This window comes from Mycoplasma sp. 2575 (genome assembly GCF_053851635.1).
The window spans coordinates 1-21,103 of sequence record NZ_JBSQBB010000011.1; the positions used below are offsets into that span (position 1 = coordinate 1).

At 28.2% G+C, this 21,103-nt stretch carries 21 protein-coding genes; 10 read left to right on the plus strand and 11 right to left on the minus strand.

Features of this window, described 5'->3' with window-relative positions; all coding sequences use genetic code 4:
• Window positions 1-81: 81 nt before the first annotated feature.
• Complete coding sequence (locus tag ACWXVU_RS02425; RefSeq protein WP_456012123.1) at window positions 82-2,034, minus strand: S41 family peptidase; 1,953 nt, start codon at window positions 2,032-2,034, stop codon at window positions 82-84.
• A gap of 76 nt (window positions 2,035-2,110) precedes the next feature.
• Window positions 2,111-4,060, minus strand: a complete 1,950-nt coding sequence (locus ACWXVU_RS02430; protein ID WP_456012125.1) for a S41 family peptidase — start codon at window positions 4,058-4,060, stop codon at window positions 2,111-2,113.
• A gap of 543 nt (window positions 4,061-4,603) precedes the next feature.
• Between ACWXVU_RS02430 and infC the strand changes: the two genes are divergently transcribed.
• The 4 genes from infC to ACWXVU_RS02450 all read left to right on the plus strand — a co-directional run bounded on the left by infC (window position 4,604) and on the right by ACWXVU_RS02450 (window position 7,305).
• The gene (gene infC, locus ACWXVU_RS02435) at window positions 4,604-5,218 is read left to right on the plus strand and encodes a translation initiation factor IF-3 (RefSeq protein WP_438340916.1); all 615 of its coding nucleotides are present in this window, start codon (window positions 4,604-4,606) and stop codon (window positions 5,216-5,218) included.
• A 1-nt stretch (window position 5,219) separates the two neighbouring features.
• Complete coding sequence (gene rpmI, locus ACWXVU_RS02440) at window positions 5,220-5,408, plus strand: 50S ribosomal protein L35 (RefSeq protein ID WP_004416337.1); 189 nt, start codon at window positions 5,220-5,222, stop codon at window positions 5,406-5,408.
• 33 nt (window positions 5,409-5,441) lie between these two features.
• Window positions 5,442-5,801 carry a 50S ribosomal protein L20 gene (rplT, locus tag ACWXVU_RS02445; protein WP_444704966.1) on the plus strand — a complete coding sequence of 120 codons (360 nt, stop codon included), beginning with the start codon at window positions 5,442-5,444 and terminating at the stop codon, window positions 5,799-5,801.
• Between the two features lie 103 nt (window positions 5,802-5,904).
• Window positions 5,905-7,305, plus strand: coding sequence for a hypothetical protein (locus tag ACWXVU_RS02450; RefSeq protein ID WP_456012126.1), 1,401 nt, complete (start codon window positions 5,905-5,907; stop codon window positions 7,303-7,305).
• 178 nt (window positions 7,306-7,483) lie between these two features.
• Here the strand turns inward: ACWXVU_RS02450 and ACWXVU_RS02455 are convergent, their stop codons facing one another.
• The 4 genes from ACWXVU_RS02455 to ACWXVU_RS02470 all read right to left on the minus strand — a co-directional run bounded on the left by ACWXVU_RS02455 (window position 7,484) and on the right by ACWXVU_RS02470 (window position 11,148).
• Window positions 7,484-8,746, minus strand: a complete 1,263-nt coding sequence (locus tag ACWXVU_RS02455) for a hypothetical protein (RefSeq protein ID WP_455994136.1) — start codon at window positions 8,744-8,746, stop codon at window positions 7,484-7,486.
• A complete protein-coding gene (locus ACWXVU_RS02460) occupies window positions 8,739-10,037 on the minus strand; it encodes a hypothetical protein (RefSeq protein ID WP_456012127.1) in 1,299 nt (432 codons plus the stop codon). The genes ACWXVU_RS02455 and ACWXVU_RS02460 overlap by 8 nt, the downstream gene beginning before the upstream one ends.
• 176 nt (window positions 10,038-10,213) lie before the next feature.
• A complete protein-coding gene (locus ACWXVU_RS02465) occupies window positions 10,214-10,675 on the minus strand; it encodes an RpiB/LacA/LacB family sugar-phosphate isomerase (RefSeq protein WP_438340575.1) in 462 nt (153 codons plus the stop codon).
• 5 nt (window positions 10,676-10,680) lie between these two features.
• On the minus strand, window positions 10,681-11,148 hold the full coding sequence (locus ACWXVU_RS02470; protein WP_438340576.1) for a Sua5/YciO/YrdC/YwlC family protein: 468 nt from the start codon (window positions 11,146-11,148) through the stop codon (window positions 10,681-10,683).
• Window positions 11,149-11,195: 47 nt separating this feature from the next.
• Here ACWXVU_RS02470 and mutM point away from each other — a divergent pair, with 47 nt between their 5' ends.
• From mutM to ACWXVU_RS02490, 4 genes are all read left to right on the plus strand, one after another.
• Entirely contained in the window at window positions 11,196-12,020 is an 825-nt protein-coding gene (mutM, locus tag ACWXVU_RS02475; protein ID WP_444704970.1) for a DNA-formamidopyrimidine glycosylase, read from the plus strand.
• A 3-nt stretch (window positions 12,021-12,023) separates the two neighbouring features.
• Window positions 12,024-12,266, plus strand: coding sequence for a Smr/MutS family protein (locus tag ACWXVU_RS02480; RefSeq protein ID WP_438340578.1), 243 nt, complete (start codon window positions 12,024-12,026; stop codon window positions 12,264-12,266).
• Between the two features lie 259 nt (window positions 12,267-12,525).
• Window positions 12,526-13,503 (plus strand): DHH family phosphoesterase, encoded by a 978-nt coding sequence (locus ACWXVU_RS02485; protein WP_438340579.1) that lies wholly within the window; start codon window positions 12,526-12,528, stop codon window positions 13,501-13,503.
• Window positions 13,490-14,485, plus strand: coding sequence for a DHH family phosphoesterase (locus tag ACWXVU_RS02490; RefSeq protein WP_456012128.1), 996 nt, complete (start codon window positions 13,490-13,492; stop codon window positions 14,483-14,485). The genes ACWXVU_RS02485 and ACWXVU_RS02490 overlap by 14 nt, the downstream gene beginning before the upstream one ends.
• A gap of 149 nt (window positions 14,486-14,634) precedes the next feature.
• Here ACWXVU_RS02490 and ACWXVU_RS02495 read toward each other — a convergent pair whose 3' ends face one another.
• Together ACWXVU_RS02495 and ACWXVU_RS02500 are read right to left on the minus strand one after the other, a co-directional pair.
• Window positions 14,635-15,267 (minus strand): hypothetical protein, encoded by a 633-nt coding sequence (locus ACWXVU_RS02495; protein ID WP_456012129.1) that lies wholly within the window; start codon window positions 15,265-15,267, stop codon window positions 14,635-14,637.
• Entirely contained in the window at window positions 15,267-16,271 is a 1,005-nt protein-coding gene (locus ACWXVU_RS02500) for a nicotinate phosphoribosyltransferase (protein WP_438340582.1), read from the minus strand. Before ACWXVU_RS02500 ends, ACWXVU_RS02495 begins: the two co-directional genes overlap by 1 nt.
• A gap of 113 nt (window positions 16,272-16,384) precedes the next feature.
• Here ACWXVU_RS02500 and ACWXVU_RS02505 point away from each other — a divergent pair, with 113 nt between their 5' ends.
• Window positions 16,385-16,795, plus strand: a complete 411-nt coding sequence (locus ACWXVU_RS02505; protein WP_438340583.1) for a hypothetical protein — start codon at window positions 16,385-16,387, stop codon at window positions 16,793-16,795.
• Between the two features lie 52 nt (window positions 16,796-16,847).
• Here ACWXVU_RS02505 and yidC read toward each other — a convergent pair whose 3' ends face one another.
• Genes yidC through rpmH form a run of 3 tightly spaced genes read right to left on the minus strand, consistent with a single transcriptional unit; the run spans window position 16,848 to window position 19,393 of the window.
• Entirely contained in the window at window positions 16,848-18,887 is a 2,040-nt protein-coding gene (gene yidC / locus ACWXVU_RS02510; RefSeq protein ID WP_438340584.1) for a membrane protein insertase YidC, read from the minus strand.
• A complete protein-coding gene (gene rnpA, locus ACWXVU_RS02515) occupies window positions 18,871-19,203 on the minus strand; it encodes a ribonuclease P protein component (RefSeq protein WP_438340585.1) in 333 nt (110 codons plus the stop codon). The genes yidC and rnpA overlap by 17 nt, the downstream gene beginning before the upstream one ends.
• Window positions 19,204-19,246: 43 nt before the next feature.
• Window positions 19,247-19,393 carry a 50S ribosomal protein L34 gene (gene rpmH / locus ACWXVU_RS02520; protein WP_002881399.1) on the minus strand — a complete coding sequence of 49 codons (147 nt, stop codon included), beginning with the start codon at window positions 19,391-19,393 and terminating at the stop codon, window positions 19,247-19,249.
• 328 nt (window positions 19,394-19,721) lie between these two features.
• Here rpmH and dnaA point away from each other — a divergent pair, with 328 nt between their 5' ends.
• Window positions 19,722-21,083, plus strand: coding sequence for a chromosomal replication initiator protein DnaA (gene dnaA, locus ACWXVU_RS02525; RefSeq protein WP_438340586.1), 1,362 nt, complete (start codon window positions 19,722-19,724; stop codon window positions 21,081-21,083).
• Window positions 21,084-21,103: the final 20 nt, after the last annotated feature.

The following is a 21,103-nucleotide window of genomic DNA, read 5'->3' on the forward strand; positions in this document are numbered from 1 at the left end:
AAGCAAGAAATAAATTTACACAAAATTTACTACATTATCATCAGCATCAATTGCTGATGTTTTTTACCAATGAAAGGATGATTATTGTTTATTTTCGTCTTGTTTTTGATTTTGAGCGCTTAACATTTGATCGATTTTAACGTAGTTATAGAAATCTTTATAATCTAATTTGATGTCTGGTTGAACACCACTTTCAATTTCTTTGTTATCTTTGCCAAATGTAGCATTATTTGGACCACTTATTGTAATAGTTGTTCCATCGCTTAGAGCTAGAGGCATAATGGCCGACATACCGCCACCAGTTTTTTGACCAATAATTTTAGCAATACCCATTTCTTTAACAATACTTGTCAATTGGTTAGCAGCACTAAATGTATTTATACCAACTAGGATGTTTCAATTGTATTGTGTATATGCATCCCCTTCGTATATATCGTCACCATTAGTATCAACTAAGCCTTTACTTAAACTACCTACTCTATTTAAAATATCGAATTCACGATTTAGAATTGGTTTGTCAGTCATAAAACCTAGTGTTTTAACCATTGATCCAACGCTACCACCACCATTAATGGCAATGTTTAGAACAATGTTTTTTATATTTTTATGTTCTTCTTTTGCTACCTCTTTCATTAGATATCTCATTAAATGGTATGTATCATGTTTTCAAGCTTCATCAGATTTGTTTTGTTCTTTAGTTCCATCTTCAAAATGTAATAGGGTGACAAAAGCGGTATTGCCAACATATTTCACATAGTCTTCTGGTTTGAAGTCTGCAATTTTCTTTTTGAAATATGCTTCAAAGCCTTTAACCAATTCTGCTCTTTGTTTATTGAAATCAATTCTATATTGACCATAGTCTTCAATTTGTAATTGTAGAGGTTTAAGATAATTAGTTGCTTCATAGTATGAGAATGAGTTCATTCTTGTATGTAATTCATTTAATTGCTTATGGAAAATACTGATGTATGCTTCATTTCATTTTTTAGGATCAGTCGATAGAAGTTTTTCTTTATCTTCTTTTTTGATATAGTCTGCAAAAGATTTAATTTGTTTATATTCTCTTAAGCCATAAAAGTAGTCCATTGTAAATGATAAATGGTTAAAGTTTGCTTCTCTTTCTTCCTTGGTTGGTTTGCTGCCATGGAGATTGTTATCTTTTCTAATTCTTTCTCTTGCTTCTTCTTCAGTTTTACCAAATGAGTCAAGTCCAGCAAAAACATTAGTGAATGTTTTTCCATTGTAGTAGATATTGTTGAATGTTCAGCTCATAAATAGAGTGTTAAATACTGAAAATGGCACTAGAACTTTATCATCTTTGTAAAGGATATCCATATGATATTTACCTAGATCGAAAGTAACGCCTTTATCACTTTCTGGAATTCTTTCATATTCATATTTAGCGAATTCTCCACCATCTGTTAATTCTTGTGGTCTTAATATTTCATAAAAGAAGTCCGTTGTAGTTACAAAAATTGTATTTTTATTTCAATCAATTACCAACTTGTTTGAAATAGTTCCATCAGGATTGCTTGTGTAATAAGTTTTTCTATTCTTTTGCTTATCAACATATGAACTAAATTGTTCTGGGCCAATCAAGCCAGTTAGAGCACTTAAAAATTGATCAATATCAACATAAGCTGTCTTTGATTTATCGTCCTTAATTTCATAAACATCAACATTTGATTCCTTAACTGCTGTATATTCAGGATTATAGTTTTTGAAATTGTGAGAGGTGGCACTAATGTTAACATTGTCATCGTTTTGAGGCTTGATATTGTTTTCTCTTTCAATATCATTTATTATTTCGTTTTTCTCATTTAGTTGATCTTTGATTTTATTTAATTCATCGTTAGTATTATTTTTTTCTTTTTGTAATTCTTGAATTTTTTGTTCTTTTTCTTGGATTTCTTTATTTAATTTATCGATTTGTCCAGATTGACAGCTTGCAGTTAGTATAGCAATTGGTGCTAGACCAATAGCTGATAATGGAAGTAAGCTTGCTAAAAGTTTAGCTTTTCCTGATTTTTTCATATTTTTTCCTTCTTTACAATAATTTCTTCATTTTAAGAAAACACCGGAATTTTTTGGCCGATGTTATTAATTATTATTAATTTTGTTTTGAGTTAGCGCTTGTTAAAGCCTTGTCAATTGCCTCATCATTATAGAAGTCTTTGTATTCGATTGCAATGTCGGTTGGAACACCACTTTCTATTTCTTTGTTTTCTATTCCAAAAACAGCATTGTTTGGTCCACTCATAGTAATAGTTGTACCATCTGGCATTACGTTTGACATAATAGCTGACATACCACCACCAGATTTTTGACCAATAATTTTAGCAATACCCATTTCCTTAACAATACTTGCTAGTTGGTTTGCGGCACTAAATGTAGTTACACCAACTAACAAGTTTCAATTGTATTTATCATAAGCATCATTTTCGTATTTACCATCACCATCGGTGTCAACTTCTGATTTGCTTAAACTATTTGTTCTATTTAGAATATCTTGTTCGCGGTTTAAAATAGGTTTATCGGTCATAAAGCCTAAAGTTCTAACCATAGCAGAAACGCTACCTCCACCATTTAAAGATAGATCTAATACAATATTTTTAATTTTTGAATTCTTTTTAACTTCTTCAATTAGATGTCTCATTAGGAAGTATGTATCATATTTTCATGCATTATCTTTATCACTTATTTCATCCTTTGTTCCATCTTTGAATTCAAGAAGGGTTACAATAGCTGTATTGCCGTGGTATCTAATTAAATCCTTAGTTTCAACTTCGCTAACCTTCTTACCAAATCTTTTCTCAAATAGCCCACTTAACTCGGTTGCTACTTTTCGCTCATTCAACAATTTTTGTCCAAAGTCATTTCTTGTTAATGAGTCAAAAATATCGGCATTTCATTCTTTTTCACGATACGAAAAAGTATTTAGGCTTGTGTGTAAATCATTTAATTGTTTATGGAAGATATTTATATATGCTTTGTTATATATTTCTGGGTCAGTTGATAATAATTTTTCTTTGTCTTCTTTTGAAATATAGTCTGCAAAAGATTTAATTTGTTTATATTCTCTTAGGCCATAAAAGTAGTCCATTGTAAATGATAAATGGTTGAAGTTTGCTTCTCTTTCTTCCTTTGTAGCCTTATTGCCATTTAGATCATCATTCTTTCTTATTCTTTCTCTTAGCTCTTCATTTGCAGTTTCAAATGTATCAAGTCCATCACTTACATTTGTAAATGTTTTACCATTAAAGTAAATATTGTTTGATGTTGTACTCATGAATAAGGTATTGAATATTGAAAATGGAAGTAATACTTTATCATTACTATATAAGATATCCATATTGTATTTGCCCAGGTCAAAGTTGATAAGTTTGCCTTCATCACCTTTGATGCGCGATAATTCATATTCGGTTTTTAGGAATTGCTCACCATCGGTTAATTGTTGTGGTTTAAAAATTTCATAAAAGAAATTAGTGCTTGTTAATTGAATGGTGTTTTTGGCTCAGTCAATAATTAATTTATTTGATATTGTTCCATCTGGATTTTTTGTAAAATATGTTTTTGTATTTTTATCTTTTTCAACATATGAACTTAATTGATTTTGGTCAAATAAACCATCTAAAATCGATATAAACTGATCTAAGTCAATATAAGGTGTCTTAGACTTGTCATCTTTAATAAAAAATGCTTCAGCTTCATTTGTTTCTTTTACTGTGTATTCAGCATTATAGTTTTTAAAGTTATATTTTTTGGTCTCGAAAACTTTTTTATCATCATTTTGCGGAGTTACTTTTTCTAATTCACCCTTTAATTTTTTTATTTCTAAATCTTTTTTTGGAAGTTGTTCTTTAGCTCAATTTAGTTGATTGGTAGCTTTATCTTTTTCAACTTGTTCCTTTGAAAGTTGCTGTTCTTTTTTTATAAGTTCTTGGGTTAGTTTATCTTGTTCCCCCGATTGACAGCTTACTGATAGTATAGCAATAGGTGCTATGCCAACTATAGATAATGGTAAACTTGCTAGAAGTTTATATTTTCCTTGTTTTTTCATATTTTCCTTTCAATGTTGTATCTTTTTATCTAGTTTTATACTATCTAAAAACAATTTTATTACTTTTGGCTAAAAGCACAAAATTTATACTAAAAAACATAGAAAAGTTTTAGGTTCAAATAATTAATTAAATAGATAGTGCTTTATAGTTGCTGTTTTAAATGTTAAAAAATGATAAAATTTAGCAATTACCTTAAAGAAAAAAACTAGATTGTATTTTTGTTTTGAGTTTTAATTTGAAATTAACATTTTTTTGTGAAATTAGAAACTTTTATTAAATCTTACAAAGAGAATTACCATCCGTTTTTGCTTATTTGATTAATAAAAACATGGAAATAATTTATTTTGTAAGATATTTTGAAAATGTTATTAATCTTAAAATGATTTTATGTTAAAATTATTGTGCTTTTAATAGCAATAAGTAGATTCATTTCTCACCTAAGTGATTTTTTGCTGGGTCGCTACAGATAAAGATTATTTAATATTTTTGTAGTTAATGAGAAGTGGTCTAAACCCACTTTTTATTTATTTAAGGAGGAAGTTATATATCAAGATAACTCAAACTTTGCAAATAGTCAAAGTAAAAAACCGAAATCAGAACACGTTGTAAATAATGACATACCTTATAAAAAAGTTTTTGTTTTAGGCCCTGATAATGAAAAAATAGGAGTTTTAACTAAAGAAGATGCTTTAGAAAAAGCTTCTGAATATAAAATGGATTTGGTTCTTATCTCAATTGAAAATAACAAACCTATTACTAGAATTATGGACTATGGTAAGTTTAAATATGATAAGAAGAAAAAACAAAAAGCAATTAAGGAAAAACAGTCAGTAACTATTAACCGCGAAATAAGATTAACCCCTTTAATTGGACAACATGACCTTGAAACAAAGGCACGCAAAGTGCGTGAATTTATTTTGGAGGGAAATCGTGTAAAAGTGTCGGTTAAATTTAGGGGTCGTGAGCGTAGCAGAACTGATTTGGGGCACGAAATTTTAGATAAGTTTTATGCGCTTGTCGAGGACATTGCAAAAGTATCAAAAGAGCCAACTTTAGTAAATGAACGTTTTTTAGATATGTATATCGAAAAAGATAAAAAGAAAGTTGAAGCCTTTAACAAAAAAAATAACGAACCTTCACAACCACAAGGAGAATAACATGCCAAAAATGAAAACCAAGAGCGGTTTAAAGAAGAGAATTAAAATAACTGCAACAGGTAAAGTTAAACGTGGAAATGCATATCGTTCACACTTAGCTCAAAACAAAACAACTAAGCAAAAACGTCAATCTCGTAAATCATCAACCTTATCAGCATCAGATTTTAAGAGATATAAAGAATTAATTTAATTTTTTAATAAATTATTTGGAAAGGAAAATATTATGCGTACAAGAGGCGGAGTAGTAACAAGAAGAAGACGTGTTAAATGATTAAAACTTGCTAAGGGATACTGAGGACACAAATCTATTGGTTATAAAGTTGCTAAGCAAGCTGTTGTTAAATCATGAACATATGCATTTAGAGATAGAAAACAAGTTAAACGTGAATTCAGAAAATTATGAATTGCTCGTATTAACGCAGCAGCAAGAACAAATGGCATTACATATTCAAGACTAATCGAAGGATTAAATAAAGCAAATATAAATATCAATAGAAAAATGCTTTCAGAATTAGCAATTAACTATCCTGAATCATTTACTTCGATAGTGGAAACAGCCAAAAAAGCTCTATCATTAAAATAATTTTTAACAGCTTTAGTTAGCTGTTTTATTTTTTATGTATATTAATACATAATCATTTTATTTTTTAAAAAAGTGTTATTATTTTTTATTATATTGAGGACATATGAAAAAGACGTGCAAAATTAATAACCTAAGTCCAGAACAAAAGAATATAGATTTAGCTAAACAAAAACAACTTAAATCAGAAGAATATATAGCATTATCTAACGAGGAAAAAAAGCGAAAAAGTAAAAAGAACCCTTCAAAATTACCTTATGAAATAAATCCTTATGGAGTTAATTTCTTTAATGTATGGAAAAAGTTTCCTAAGAAGATGTTCTTTGTTTTTTGTTCAGCTATCTTATACAATATAGCTATCGCAACATTTTTAGCTAAGGCGGCAACGGTTGCAACCGGGGTTTCAGCTATAGTTCAAGCAATTACATTTACAGTTTCATCAACTGCACCATATTTTGCTTTTATTTATTTCTTTATGAATTTACCCTTAATAATTGCTTTTTGAAAGAAAAATTCACGATTATTTATGATTTTAACGACATACTGATTATTATGGCAAGTTGCGTTTCAATCGATATTATTAATTGGGCCAATTGGACATTTCTTTAATAAAATTTCGATTTATTATATTAATTGAATTTCTCCAGTTGATTCCCGTTTTACAAATGAATTTAAATCATTAATTCCTTGAGAATCATATGGAACTTATCAAAATTCATATCGTCATTTGTTCCAATGAATTAATACAAATCCAACATCTCAGGATGGTCTATATTTATTAAGTATTAATAATTCTTTAGAGGCAGGCGTAATCAAAGAGTTAGGATATATACATCAAATTACCCAGTCTCAATTTAATCAATTAAATCATTTTAAAAATATTATTGAAAATGGCTACGCCAATCCAACATGGCCAATTATTGTTTATGCTGTTATTGGTGCTTGTATGGCCGGATCGGCAAGTGGTATTTCATGAAAAAATTCAGCTTCTACTGCTGGCGGAGATTTTATAATTTATTATATTTCTAGAGTTAAACAAAAATCAGTGGGTCATATTTCAACAATTGTTGCCTTGATTTTTGGAGCATTCTCAATTGTGACAATTAGCATTGTTGAGTTATTAGGAATATCATCAGATAGACCATTTAATATTGCAGCACTAATTTTAAGAATTTTAAGTTTTTTTGCATATGTTTTTATTTACATTTCATTTATTGATCTCATTTTTCCTAAATATCGTAAGATTAGAATTGAAATATATACAAAAAACCCAGACAAGATTATTGACCGTCTTAAAATTATTAATTATTGACATGGTTATAATATAGATAAGCTTACTGCCGGTTATACAAATACTGAAACTGTTAGAATTGAAACTTTTGCACTTTATTTAGAGCAAAATATTATTAAAAATGAAATCCTGTTGGCAGACCCTGCAGCATGGATGACTGTATCCAGAGTCCATAATATTATTGGAAAATTTGACACTTCAAGAGTTGAATCTTAATAATATCAAGAAGGTGATATAATCCCAAGCTTGGATAAAAAAAGATAAAACACATTCCGAAAGGAGTGTGTTTTATTTGAGTTTTTTAGTTTTAAGATTAAAAAATCATAAACCCATTTTAAATTAAGATATATTTATGATTTTTCTTTAATTTTTTAACTATATTTTTATATGTATTTTATTTGTTTGCTTGTTGCTTTTTAATTAACATTTCTTTCTTTTTGTGTTTAGATAAAAATATTTCCGAAACTGCAATTACAATACTTGTAATTAGTATTAATGCTGCAAACACGGTAAACGTAACAAAATAGTTGATTTGATATGTTATTAGAGTTAATAATAAAATAATTAAAGACGATGAAATAACTTTAAAAATTAATGTTCATATTGTATTTTTTTTAAATTTGTCTTCTTTAAAAAGCAAATATGTATTTGTGTAAAAAATGGCAATAAATAGTGAGAAAAATAGTTGTTGCATACCTATTATTACTAAATAAATTATGTTTTTAATGTAATTACTAATTGATATAAATAAAATAGGAATAACTACTAGAATTACAATATTCATAGCTAATAAAATTCATCTTAGTTTGATATCTTTATTTCTTATCACTAAAGAAATTAGGCTTCCAATCAGGCCAAAAGATCCGAATATAATATTTAATATAAATGATCATTCTTCTGCATTGAATGAAATAGCTTTAAAAAATTGAGACATTCCCGCTGTTCGTGGAAAAAGAAATATTCCAACAATTAGACTACATGCAATAGTATAAACTCATTTTCATATGTTGTAATTTTTGTTGTGTTCAAGTTGTAAATTGTCTACATTATTTTTAATAGTTGGTGTTGTTTGCAATGGCTCCTTATTTAACTTTAATATGAAGTATAAAATCCCCGATGCTAAATAAGTTATCATATTCATAACAATTAATGACCAGAAAGGCAATTTAGTAAATAATACAAATGAAAACACTGATGCCAATAGAAAAGCTAGCGCAGTAGCGATAGTCGTTAAAACGTTGTAAGTTTTTATATCTTTATTGTTATTTGATAAATAATATAAAACTGACTTAAGGGCTATGAATCTAAATGAGTGTATGATATTTAATATAATGTTAGTTATTAATAAAAATATTGAAAAAGCCTGGAGTGAATTATTTTTTATGAAGAAAAAAGAGCTAATTAATATGACCATTAGCACACCTACGCTAATAAAGTCAGTTGCTATAAGTATATTTTTTAGTTTTAATTTTGAAGCAATTTTTTTATTTAGTAGATATGAAATAAAGACCGGTATTTGAATTAGTAAATATAAAAGGGAAACAAGCCAAAAACTACTTGTGAACTTATAGATATAAATTGCTGTTCCAAGTTTAAAGGCCTCAGATCCAATCATTGAAATAATTAAAGAACTGGCATATTTTGTTTTATTAATCATTGTTTAGTTCCTTGTATAAAACATAAATTATTTGAATCATATGAACAATGTTTATGATGTTGATTTTAACATTTATATCAGTTTCTAAATCCCCTGGAATGCTAATGATAAAATCAACGATTTCATTTTCTTGCTTGCAGGTTGCGGCTCATTCTTTACTTAAGGAAATTTTATAGGGAATGCTATATTTGCTAAGTATAGACAAAATCTTTTTAGTTTTAATGTTATTTTGGTTATCTGAATTTACTAAAATGCCTTGATTTTCTCACTTGCTATCATTAGAGATTTTTAAATTAAAAATATATTCATTATTTACCTTTTTATTATTTTTAATTTGGTAATTGCTAATAAACCAGTTTAGTATAAAAGAATTAATTTTACTATTTTGATTTTGTTCGACAAAATTAAAGTTATTTATTGAGTAAGAACTTCTATTGCTATCTTGGCAAGAGTAATCTGTCTTAAAAATTATATTTGTGCTTTTTAATTTGCTAAAATCCTTTGTTGCGTCAAATTCTTGGTATTCAGTAAAAAAATTTAAATAAAAGCTTTCTATTATTTTGCTATTGAAGTTTATATAGTCACTAATTTCTTTATCATTATTTATTTGTTTGAATATATGTTTTACCTTATTAAAAGTTTGCAACAAGTCGGGATCTTGAATTTCGAAGACTTCATATTCATTTTTCCATCATAAAAATTCCTTATATTTATAGTAGATAAAAATAAGAGTTGAATTATTGATGAGGTTCATGATTAGGGTTTTATAATTGTTTAATTTGAAGTTATCTAGAAATGAGGTTAGATTATCAAGGTGATTTAAATCGCTTATTGTTGCAATGATTTTTTCCATCTTATCATTGTGTGGATAATACGATGACATAACATATGTAAGCATTAAGATTTTTCCAATAATCATAAAATCAGAATTTACAAAGTAAAGGTTGCTATCAATTTTGTTTAATCAATCAACATGAAGATATTCAAAAAGAATAAATTCAACCTTTCCAAATTCAAGATTTTCAATTGTTATAAGGTTATCATCTTCTCTTAGTAGCTTGAAGTCTCCAATTTTTGTAATATATCTAATAAATGCTCTTTTTGTTTCTAAATTTTCATTGTTAAAAAAACAAATATCAATGTCATTGGGATTGCGTTTAATAAGTTCATTTAACTTTAAAACAGCAGACCCTTTGATAATAATTTTTATATCTGTACTATGCAATTCATTGAAATCATCAACATATTTAGAAATATAATTTATTTTTTCTTTAAGTTCTATTTTTTTCATTCTTAAACCCCATTTAAATTTTGATAAATTAAATTATTGTAATACTTTTTTTAGTATGCGTTTTATTTTTTAAAAAAAATTAATATTTTTTGTCAGTTTATGTTGCCTGGTCGATAAAATAAGATTAAAAATCAGGGCTAACTTTAGTCCTGATTTGTGCATTTTATACATTTAAATTATTCATCTTGGCCAAGTTCGCCTAGTTTACTAATTCTAATAAGATGTCTTCCGCCTTCAAATTCTGCATTTTCTCATGCATGAAACATGTTTAGAATTTCGTTATCTTTTAATAATCTTCCTCCCATACACAAGATATTTGAATTATTATGGGCTTTTGATAATCTCGCTTCTTCTTCATTTGTAACTCTAGCACATCTTATATCTTTAAACCGATTTAAAGCCATAGATATTCCAATTCCTGAGCCGCAAAAAGCAATAAGTTTTGTATTCTCCTTATTAAGATCTCTTTTTGTTTCCTTTGCAAATTCTATTCCAACATCAGTATACGAGACTGGCAATAATGAACTTGTTGAACCAAAAAGTTCTACTTTGTATCCTTCTTTTTTTAGCTCGCTAGCGAGCTTAATCTTTGCTTCATGTCCAGCGTGATCACTAGTTATCTTTACAATTTTGTCCATAAAATTTACTCCCTTAAAATTAAACCGTCTTCAACTCTAATTATTTGGCTAGGCTTTTGACTCATTTCTCCAAAGTTATAAACATTTGTTATTTCAGGAAAAAGAATTTTTGCATTTTCGATATTTTTGCATACTGGCCCATTTGATATATTGCAACTCGACATATATACTGGCCCATTTTTTTCAAGATATTCAAGTAGCAAGGGATGGTTTGGCATTCTAAAACCTTGGTCATTAACGATTAACGTTGTTGCACCTGGTCAATATTTTTTAGCATATTGCTCAGCTTGCGGATTTCATTGTTTAAACATTCGTGCCTGGTGGATAGAGGATACTAAAATAATTAGTTTTTTATTTCTATCTCTGCCTTTTATTTCATAAATTAAATCTTTAGTTTCATCGTTAACAGCGCCGCCGATCCCTAAAACGGTATCAGTTGTTGATATAAATAATTTTTTATATTTGTTTGTCATACTTTTATTATATTACATTATGTTATCTAAAAGTATATAATAGTAATATGCCTGAATTACCAGAAGTAAAAGTGGTTGTTAAAAACCTAAATGAGGTCATTTTGTATAAAAAAATTAAGGACCTAGAAATTATTAAACCGCATCTTTTTAAGGAGTGTTCGCCTTCAACATATAAGAATAATTTACGGGGGCATGAGATAACTCAAGTCAAAAATAAGGGTAAGCATATTATTTTTCAATTCGAAACCAACTTAATTTTGTTATCTCATTTAAGAATGGAAGGAAAATATCGTTATTATCAAAAACCACATGAGAACCATAAACATTTAGTTGCTAAATTTGTATTTGAAGATAATAGCGAGCTCCATTATCTTGATAGCCGAATGTTTGGTACATTTTATTTGCGTGATAGTGAAACTTATGAAAAAAAATTACCTTTATCAAAAGTGGCACTCGAACCTAAAGATACTAACATCGAGGAACTTTTTGAGAAATTGAAGGGTAGTGAAAGCTCTATTAAAACTAAGTTGCTGGATCAATCATATGTTGCAGGTTTTGGGAACATTTATATTGATGAGGCTTTGTTTGCGTGCGCTATACACCCGTTGAGTAAATCAAAAAATATCCCATTAGCTAAACTTAAAGAGATATTAGAAAAAGGCCAGGTTATTATGGATAAGAGCTACAAACTAGGAGGAACAACTATTCATACCTATGAAAGTTTTAATAACGAGATAGGTTCTTATCAAGATTATTTAATGATTCACAGCGATAGAATAAAGTCATGTCTAAAATGCCAAAATAAAACTATAAAAATTAAGGTCAATGGGCGTGGAACTTACCTTTGTCCAAATTGTCAAAAGGAGTATTAAAATATGAATCTATATTCATTAGAGATTGATTTACACGGTTTGACTAGTGATGAAGCATCTATTAATGTTTTGAATGCTTTATTTACTTTAGATCAAAATGAATTTATGGAATATGTAGATATTATTGTTGGTAATGGCACCAAAACCCTTCAATTTGCTATTTCAAATCTATTAGAAGATGAAAAATATGATTATGAATTTTTGAATTCTAATCATTCAGTTATTAGGGCATATAAAAAGAATTAATTTTATAAAATAGTATGAATAATTGTTGACTAAAAAGATATTAGATTCAAATAGCAATATTAGAATTTAATTTTTTTTACGCTTTAAATTTATTTATTTTTTTATCAACATGACAACCTAGTTAAATTAAGCTAAACCTTGATAATTGTTTAGTTACCATAAAATAGTTGATTATTTTTATTATGTTTTATAATTTAATAATAAATAAAATAATCAATTAAATTTTTAAATAATTAATTTTTAATTACTAGGAGAAAAAATGGCAAAGAATACTTGAGAAATTGCTAAACAAGCAATTGAATCTCATGATAATATTTTTATATTTCATCATATAAGACCCGATGGTGATTGTTTGGGTTCGCAGTTTGGTTTGAGAGAATTGATAAAAACTAATTACCCAGAAAAAAAAGTGTTCGTTTTTGGTGATAATATTGGTGCATTTCCATTCTTTGAATGAGATTTTGATAAATTTGAGGATGTACCAAAAGAAAATTTCAAAAACTCATTAGGCATTGTTGTTGATGCTAACTCATCAAATAGGATTCAATTTGCGCAATACATTCTTGATAAAAACTTTACTCATTTATTAAGAATTGACCATCATCCTGTTAATCCAGATATTGAATATGACTATACGTGAGAAGATCCAACATTTGCAGCAGCAGCTGAGCAAGTTGCTTATATTGCGATGATGTCCAACTGAAAAGTTACTGATAAGGCAGCAAAATATACTTATTTAGGTATTAATACAGATTCTGGAAGATTTCAATATGAATATGTTCAAAAAAGAACATTTGATGTTATGTCTTATTTACATGAGGGCAATAATTTTAGAGTATGGGATGTTAATTTTGATCTTGCTAAAAGAGATGAAAGAAAAGTTAGATTTTCTGCATATGTTTTATTAAATTATAAGAGTGATGGAAAGGTTTTATATTTTCATGTAACTAAGAAGATTCAGGAAAAATTTAATTTAAATGATAATGAAGCTAATGATGTTGGCATTTTAGCAAACATCGGAGATTGCAAAATTTGAGTATTATTTATCGATCTTCCCGACGGCAATATTAGAGCTAGAGTTAGATCAAACGGTATATGAATTAATCACATTTGTGAAAAATACCAACCTGGTGGTGGCCATGAAGTTGCTGCTGGAGCAACATGTCATTCTAGACGCGAAATGAAATCTCTAATTGAGGACTTAAAGGCTGAGGTTTTAAAAAATGATCAAAATTAGTTCTGAAAGATTAGAAATATTTAAAAAAATTGAAGATAAAATTAAAAAATACCAAAATATTGTAATCTTTCATCATATAAGACCTGACGGTGACTGTTTAGGTTCACAATTTGGTATGAAGCATTTAATTCAAGAAAATTTTCCTAATAAAAATGTTTATACTATAGGTGATTCCAAAGGAATTTATTCATACCTTGATTTTTCAATGGATAAATTGGAATTTAAGAAACTTGAAAATTCGTTAGCTATTATTGTTGATGCTAATTTTAAAGAAAGATTAGAGTGCCGTGAATATTTAGATAATAATCTGTTTGATGATATTATTAGAATCGATCATCATCCTAATGATGACGACTTAAATGCTTCGTTGGTTTGGGTTGATAAGTACTCTCCTGCAGCGGCACAACAGGTGGCTGAAATTGCATATGGATTAAATTGAAAAGTTAATGCACAAGCAGCGACATATTTATATTTAGGAATTTATACAGATTCAGTTAGACTTACAACTAACCTAACTGATGATAAGACAATGTTTTTAGTTGCTTGATTATGATCTCATAACGCTAATAAAGATTTACTACATGAAAATATGGCCAAAAAAACATTGGAGGATATTAAAATAAACGCTTTTGTTCAACAAAATATGAATATAAAAAATGGCGTTGTATCATTTTACTTTACCTTAAAGGATCAGAAGAAACTTGGGATTTATGACCCATTAAAAGCAAATCGACCTTTTTTGCTTTCCTCAATTGATGATAACAAGGCATGAGTATTTTTTACGCAAGAAAAGGAAAATCAAATTAGATGTGAATTTAGATCAAATGGTGCCTGCGTAAGAAACGTAGCTGTTAAGTGGGGTGGTGGTGGCCATCATCGCGCGTCGGGTGCTCAAATTAGCGACGCATCATTAATCCCCCAAATAGTAGCCGATTTGGAACATGAAATAACCATTTCTGAAAATTATGATAAAAATAATTAACCAATAATTTACTTTATTTTACAAAAAAAGCCAAGGCTCAAATCGTTGTATATGATCCGGGCCTTTTTTGTTTTAACATAGCATCAATTATAAAAAAACTGACCAAATATAATGGTCAGGTAATGTTGTTTATAAATTTTTAATTTTATTTAAATAAAATATTTGTTATAAATGTAATCATCAGCAATGTGATATATTTTTCTTATATATTCAAAGTAGATTTTATACTTTTTATGGTCGCCTTTTCAAATAAATTTTTTATTAATTGTCTTTGAAAACTCAATTACAAGATATAGGTCAAAAAAACCATATTTTTTTATACCATCAATAATCATTTGTTCAATAAGCATTCTTACTTTTGGATGATTTATATCAATGTCTTTTTTATAATGTTTTTGTTCAATTAAAACAAAGGCGCCAAAGTAGATATTTAGACTTGATATTTCTTTATGATATTCTTCTAAAAATAAGTTGTGGGTGTTTTTTTCTTCTTCATCTAGCTCTACGCCCTCAAATATTTTATTGACATCAATTGCGTTTTTTGCGTATTTGTTTTCTGAAGCAATAATTAGAAATATTTTTATTATTATTAGGATAAATAAAATAAGCGAAATTGAGCCAAAGATATATGATGCTATAGTTCCTCCCCTGCCTATAGAACCAAAAACATGAGACGCAACTAAAAACAAAATAATTCCTATTGCTAAAAAAAGAAAAATAACTAAGTAGCCAATAAAATTAAAGATATTATCTTTTATTTTTTTCTTGTGATTTTCTTCCATTAAATAATTTCCCCTCTATAAGTTTTAAGTTTGTTATTTTTTAGATATCCTCTTCCCTCTTTTGCGATATATTTATCATTTAATTTAGTTGCGTCGGCACTAAAATTTATTCATACTTTCAATAATGATGCTCCAACGCCGTATGTATCTACCGGTGTATTTTCATCCTCAAATTCTTTAATTCTTTTAGCATTAAATCCTGATGAAACAGTTATTTTAACATGTTTTCCATTGTTATTATCTAGAGCTTCTCTTAATCTCTTTACTTGATTTTGGGTAACACCATATTCTGCTTCTCCCTCAATAAACATTTTGTCAATTAATGCTTTCGAGGTGTCAATTCTTACTGCCTTGAGTTTTTTGCCAAATTCTTTTAAGCAGGCAAGTGAGTCTGAAATAACGTCATTATGAAAATCAACAAGAGCATAAAGGTCATCATTTGGAAATGTTTTATGGTAAGCCTTAATTGCCTTAACGATATCTCCTTCAAACATTTGAATTAAGGCATGCGGCATACTGCCAAACGTATGCTTTAGGTCGTAATTGGATGATGCAAGAGTAGAATGGTTATATATTCCACCAACTTTAAGAGCATACGCATCATTTAGCTGGTTTATATAATGATCTGATCTATCAGCCATGCTTACAACATTTTTTCCATTAGCTGCCTTAATAACATTGTGTGCATTTGTGGCAATTGAAGTTTGCCGGGCAAGAATGCCATCTATAATGCCTTCTCAAATGCCAAAATCATAGTAATGTCCTTCTAGTTCAAGTACGACTTCTCTATTATGTATTATTGACCCTTCTTCAAGATATCTTATTGTGTATTTAGACGTATCAGTGTTTTTACACAACAATTTAATGACCTCATTTATCCCACATAATTTTACATTATTGTGACGTTGAAAAAACTGTAGTGTTACTGTTTCGTTTTTGCGGTATTTCTGTGAAATTTTTTTGGTCTTAAGAAAATATATCGAGATATAGTCTTTTAGTTTCATTATACCTTCTTTATTTATAAAATGAATTACATTTTTTGATTAGCAAAATAAAAATTAATATTAAAATTATATATTATATTGTGATTAGGTAGAATAACTTTAGGAGTTATATTATGGAACAAATTGATAAATCTGAGAATAATTATGTTGGAAAATTGTATAAGATGCAGTCATGAGCTAGCATTTGTTTTATTGTTTTTTTGTGTGCATTTATTAGCATTTTATTGGCTATATACCTGAATGGCAATGAAAATAATTATGGAAAATGAACATCTAATCCGGTTTATATTGTAATAACAATTTTATTTATTTTTAGTATAGTTTTCGTTATTAGTTCATCTATTTTAGGATTGAAATATGCTAAAAAAAACAATAATGCAAGGCTACATATTTATTTCTTATTATCTGCAATATTTATTATTCCCTTTTTGTCGTTATATTGTATGATAGTTTCTGCTATTAAAATGTATGATTTGCATCAAAAAATAAAAAAAGAAAAGCATGGAAACAAATTAAAAAAATAGACTATAAAAATAACGAGCTTTCTTAAAAAAGCTCGTTATTTTTATATTTAAATTATTTGAATAGGAAAGGTTGCAATTTATTTTTATATCATCTTGTTTTTTGAATGTAATGAACAGCAACGTGTTGAAGAATTGTAAATATACCACCTATTATTCAGTATATTTGCAAACCAGCACTAAAAAATATCCCTATAAAAGCAAATATAATTGGAATTAGAAATGCCTTTTTATTTGATTTTTTTATTGCAGCCCGTTGATAGGCGTCAGCTTGAAGTGATTTCTTCTTCTTTAGTTTAAGAATTTTAGGCATAAATTGAGCTATTAATTGAACTGCAATTGACAGAACAACAATTGGTAAATATTGGAGCTCACCAATTTTAAATATTCTATAAATTGAAGTAGCTGAAAGCTGTATTGTATATAATGTGGATTGTTTAATTTCTGGAGAAGTTGAAATTATTCTAAATACAACAATTAATATTGGGAGGGTTATAAATGATGAGACAAGTTGTGAGAGCGGTGAAATTTTTTCTTTTTTGTATAATTCACTAATTTCCATTTGCTTACGTTGGTTCATTTGTTTATCGCCCTTGTAAGCATCATATTTAGCTTCAATCTTTGCTTTCTTTTGGTTTAATTCTTCCATCTTACTTGCGCTAAATATTGTTTTAGTTGTAAGGAAGAAAGTGATAATTCTAACAAAAATAACTGTGATAACCAACGCCAGTACCACGCTTCATCCAGTAGTTCCTAACGGTCTAATTATGGAGTTCATAAACTGAGCAACTGGATATACAAAGAAGCCATAAAAAGGACCTTGTTCCCAGTGTTCTTTATAGGTAGTTATTGGCTTGTTGGGTACAAATGCATCTGAGGCCATTAATTTAAATTTTCAGGCATCAGGAGCATAATTTCCTGCATCATTGATTGAGGAAAAGTTAAATACGCTGATTTCCCTACCGATTTTTTTATCATTTACCTTAAATAATGATTCATTTAGAGAGGTTAATGAAGCATAGTTTTTCATAACAGATGAAACCGAAAGAAAGATTTTATTTAATTCTTTACCTTCTTCTTCGCTAATTCCCTTTGCGGGACCTATTGAATTTTTATAACTAAGAATGAAATTATTCCATTCGCTAATTAAACTATATTTATCTAACGCTCTTAATTGAGAAATACTTTTTCCTGATTTTTTAGAGATTGCCTTGGCGAAATCAGATCTATTATTATCTTGGTCTACTCAAATCTTAAATGTTTCTGCTAATAATGTTGTGTATATATCCGCTAGAAAAACGTTATAAACATTTGAACCATTTACACCAGTTAATTCAACTCTTGAGAGGTTTAAATCTTTAACGTGTGAATAGTCAGTGACAAATTCTGTTCTTGTTTCATTTGAACCGGGAACCTTAACTTTTTTCTCATATGTTTCAAAAACAATTGAGTTAGGTAGGTAAATATCGGTTAATTTACTTACAGGGGTATATGCTTTTGTTTTTCCTTCACCCTTACTATTACCAAAATTAAGATAAATGTTGTTTAAACCATTACCATAGATAACACCTCTATGCCCATCTTCGTTTTTTATTTCGATGTTAGAGATATTTTGTCAATCATCTGGCTTGTTTGATAAAGCGGCATTGTCATTTTTTGGCTTTTGTAATTGCAATGCAAATGATGTACCACCATATATACCATATTGTCCACCGGTTTGAGCATCTTGTTTTCTTAACTGATTAATCTGTTCGTGATCTTCTAGGCCAAGATAAGTATTTGCCACTATGCCGGTTTCTGTATTGATGTTTGGAACATAGAATTCATTGCGATCTTTATTCCATCTTAGTGTTGCGATGTTTGGTGAAACATAGTCGTTCTTTGTATATATTTCTTGTCCTGAACCAACTTTAGTTCCCGATTTTGTTGCAATTGATTGCACGCAACCTACTAGGCCGATAGAAATAATGATGAATATTAGAACAACCCTAATTCATTTTCAAACTTTTTTTCAGACAGCCTTTGGTTGCTTATCAATAGGAGATTGGTTAATCCGAAAAGAATCATAGTGCTTAGAACTACTTCTTTTTGCCATCGGTTATCCTTTCATAGATTTTGTGAATAGCTTTGTTTTTTTCCTCTCAATTGAGATGGAGAAAATTTTTTCTTGCTATTATAACGGTGTCGTAATTAATTTGACTTATGTCCATTTTTCTTAGAATCGATCTGATCTGATTGCGGTAGTGATTTCTTTCAACAGCATTAGCAAACTGCTTTGGAATTGAAATTCCGCATCTGAAAAATTGCGACTTAGTAAAATAAACAATTAAATTTCGTGAAATGACTTGATTATGTCCATTAAGAATTTTTTGAAATTCTCAATTTTTTTTAACAGTATTTTTTTTATTCATAATGCAAAATTATTAATTTAAAGTTAAAACAAAAAGCATCAAATTATTTTTCATCTGATACAGTTAATTTATGTCTTCCCTTTGCACGTCTTGCTGCAAGAACTTTACGGCCATTTTTTGTTTGCATTCTAGCCATAAAACCATGCACCTTAATATGTTTACGTTTTTTAGGTTGGTATGTTCTTTTCATTTTTCTCTCCTTTTCAAAAATATTTATTATGTAAAAATACTTATATTATTTTACCAAAAAAGCAAAAATCCCCCTTGCATTTTATTAATTATTAATTAATAATTTACTTTAGTGTTATTTTATGTTTTTTAGCTAACCTCTAATAAAAGTTTTTAACAAACTACTCATTTAAGTATCTTTATTTGTTGATAATTTATTTTATTATTTTTTTTCAACTTAATTTAAGAAAGAAAATAATAATAAAAGTGTTAATAAAATGTATGTAAATACATTATGTTTAATTAAAAAAAATAGTTTTGCATCAATTTAAAATATAATTTATATTTATATGAAATACCAAGAAGCTCAATTGAATCTAAATGTAGAGAATAAAATACTTCAAAATGAACTTAAAAATAACTCTAGCGATGAAATGGTTTATGAAACTTTTTTTTCTCGTCTTCAACTAATTAGTACTGATGAAAATAATGCTTATATTTTAGCACCAACATATATTATTGATTATGTTAAACAAACATATCTTCAAACTATTCAACGAGCAGTAATTAATACACTAGAAAAAAAATTAGTAGTTGTTTTGATTTCATCTATAAATGAAATAAAAAAGATCATTGATAATGAGGAAGCTCATAAGTTCATTAATTCTGAAAAGATAACTAATGTTAAAAATGATTTAACGTTTAGCAATTATTTTATTGGCAACTTTAACAAGATAACTTTTAAGGCGGTTAAACAAATTTGTAATGAATATAACGATAGTTTTAATCCCTTGTTCATTTATTCGAGTAGCGGGTTAGGTAAGACACATTTATTACATGCTATTGGCAACGAATTTAAGAAGAAAAATAAAACATGTTTATACATCAATCCGGACAATCTAACCCGAAAGTTAGTGGAACAACTTAAATCAAGAAATCAAGAGCAAATTAATAAAATTGTTGACGAACTGACTTCTTATGATTGTTTAATGTTTGATGATGTTCAACAATACGGTAATAAAGAAAGCACCTTAAATGTTTTATTTAATATTATTAACACAATGAAGACACAAAAAAATCAAATTATTTTTTGTGCTGATAAGCAACCGAACCAACTTGGTGGCTTTGAGCAAAGATTCCTGACAAGATTTGAGGGCGGTCTAATAACTGAAATTAATGACTTAAGTGTTGAGGATGTTATTAGCATTTTAAAATTTAAACTTAAAGAGAATGATGTAAACCCTGATTTATGAGAAGAGGAATCATTTAGATATATAGCAAGAAACTTTTCTTCATCAATTAGAGCGCTTGAAGGAGCAATAAGTCGCATCAAATTATTTGCTGATGGTGATGATTTCTTTACATATGATTTAAGGACAATTCAAAATATATTTAAAAATGTCACAAAAGCTGCTGAAACAATAACCCCTGAAAAAATTATTGAAACAGTAAGTAAATACTATGGCATTGATAAAAAGAAAATATCTAGCCCAACAAGAGTTAAAGAAGTTGTAATGCCTCGAAAAATAGTTATTTATTTATTGAAACATAATTTTGATTTTACTTTGAAGGAAATAGGTAAGATTGTCGGGGATCAAGCACACTCTACTGTTATTGCTTCTTTGAACTGAGTTGATGCTAATTTACAAAGTAATTCTGCTATAAAAACTGCTATTGAAAAAATTCAAAATACATTAAAAAAAGTAATATAACAATTTAAGGAGTAAGAGTT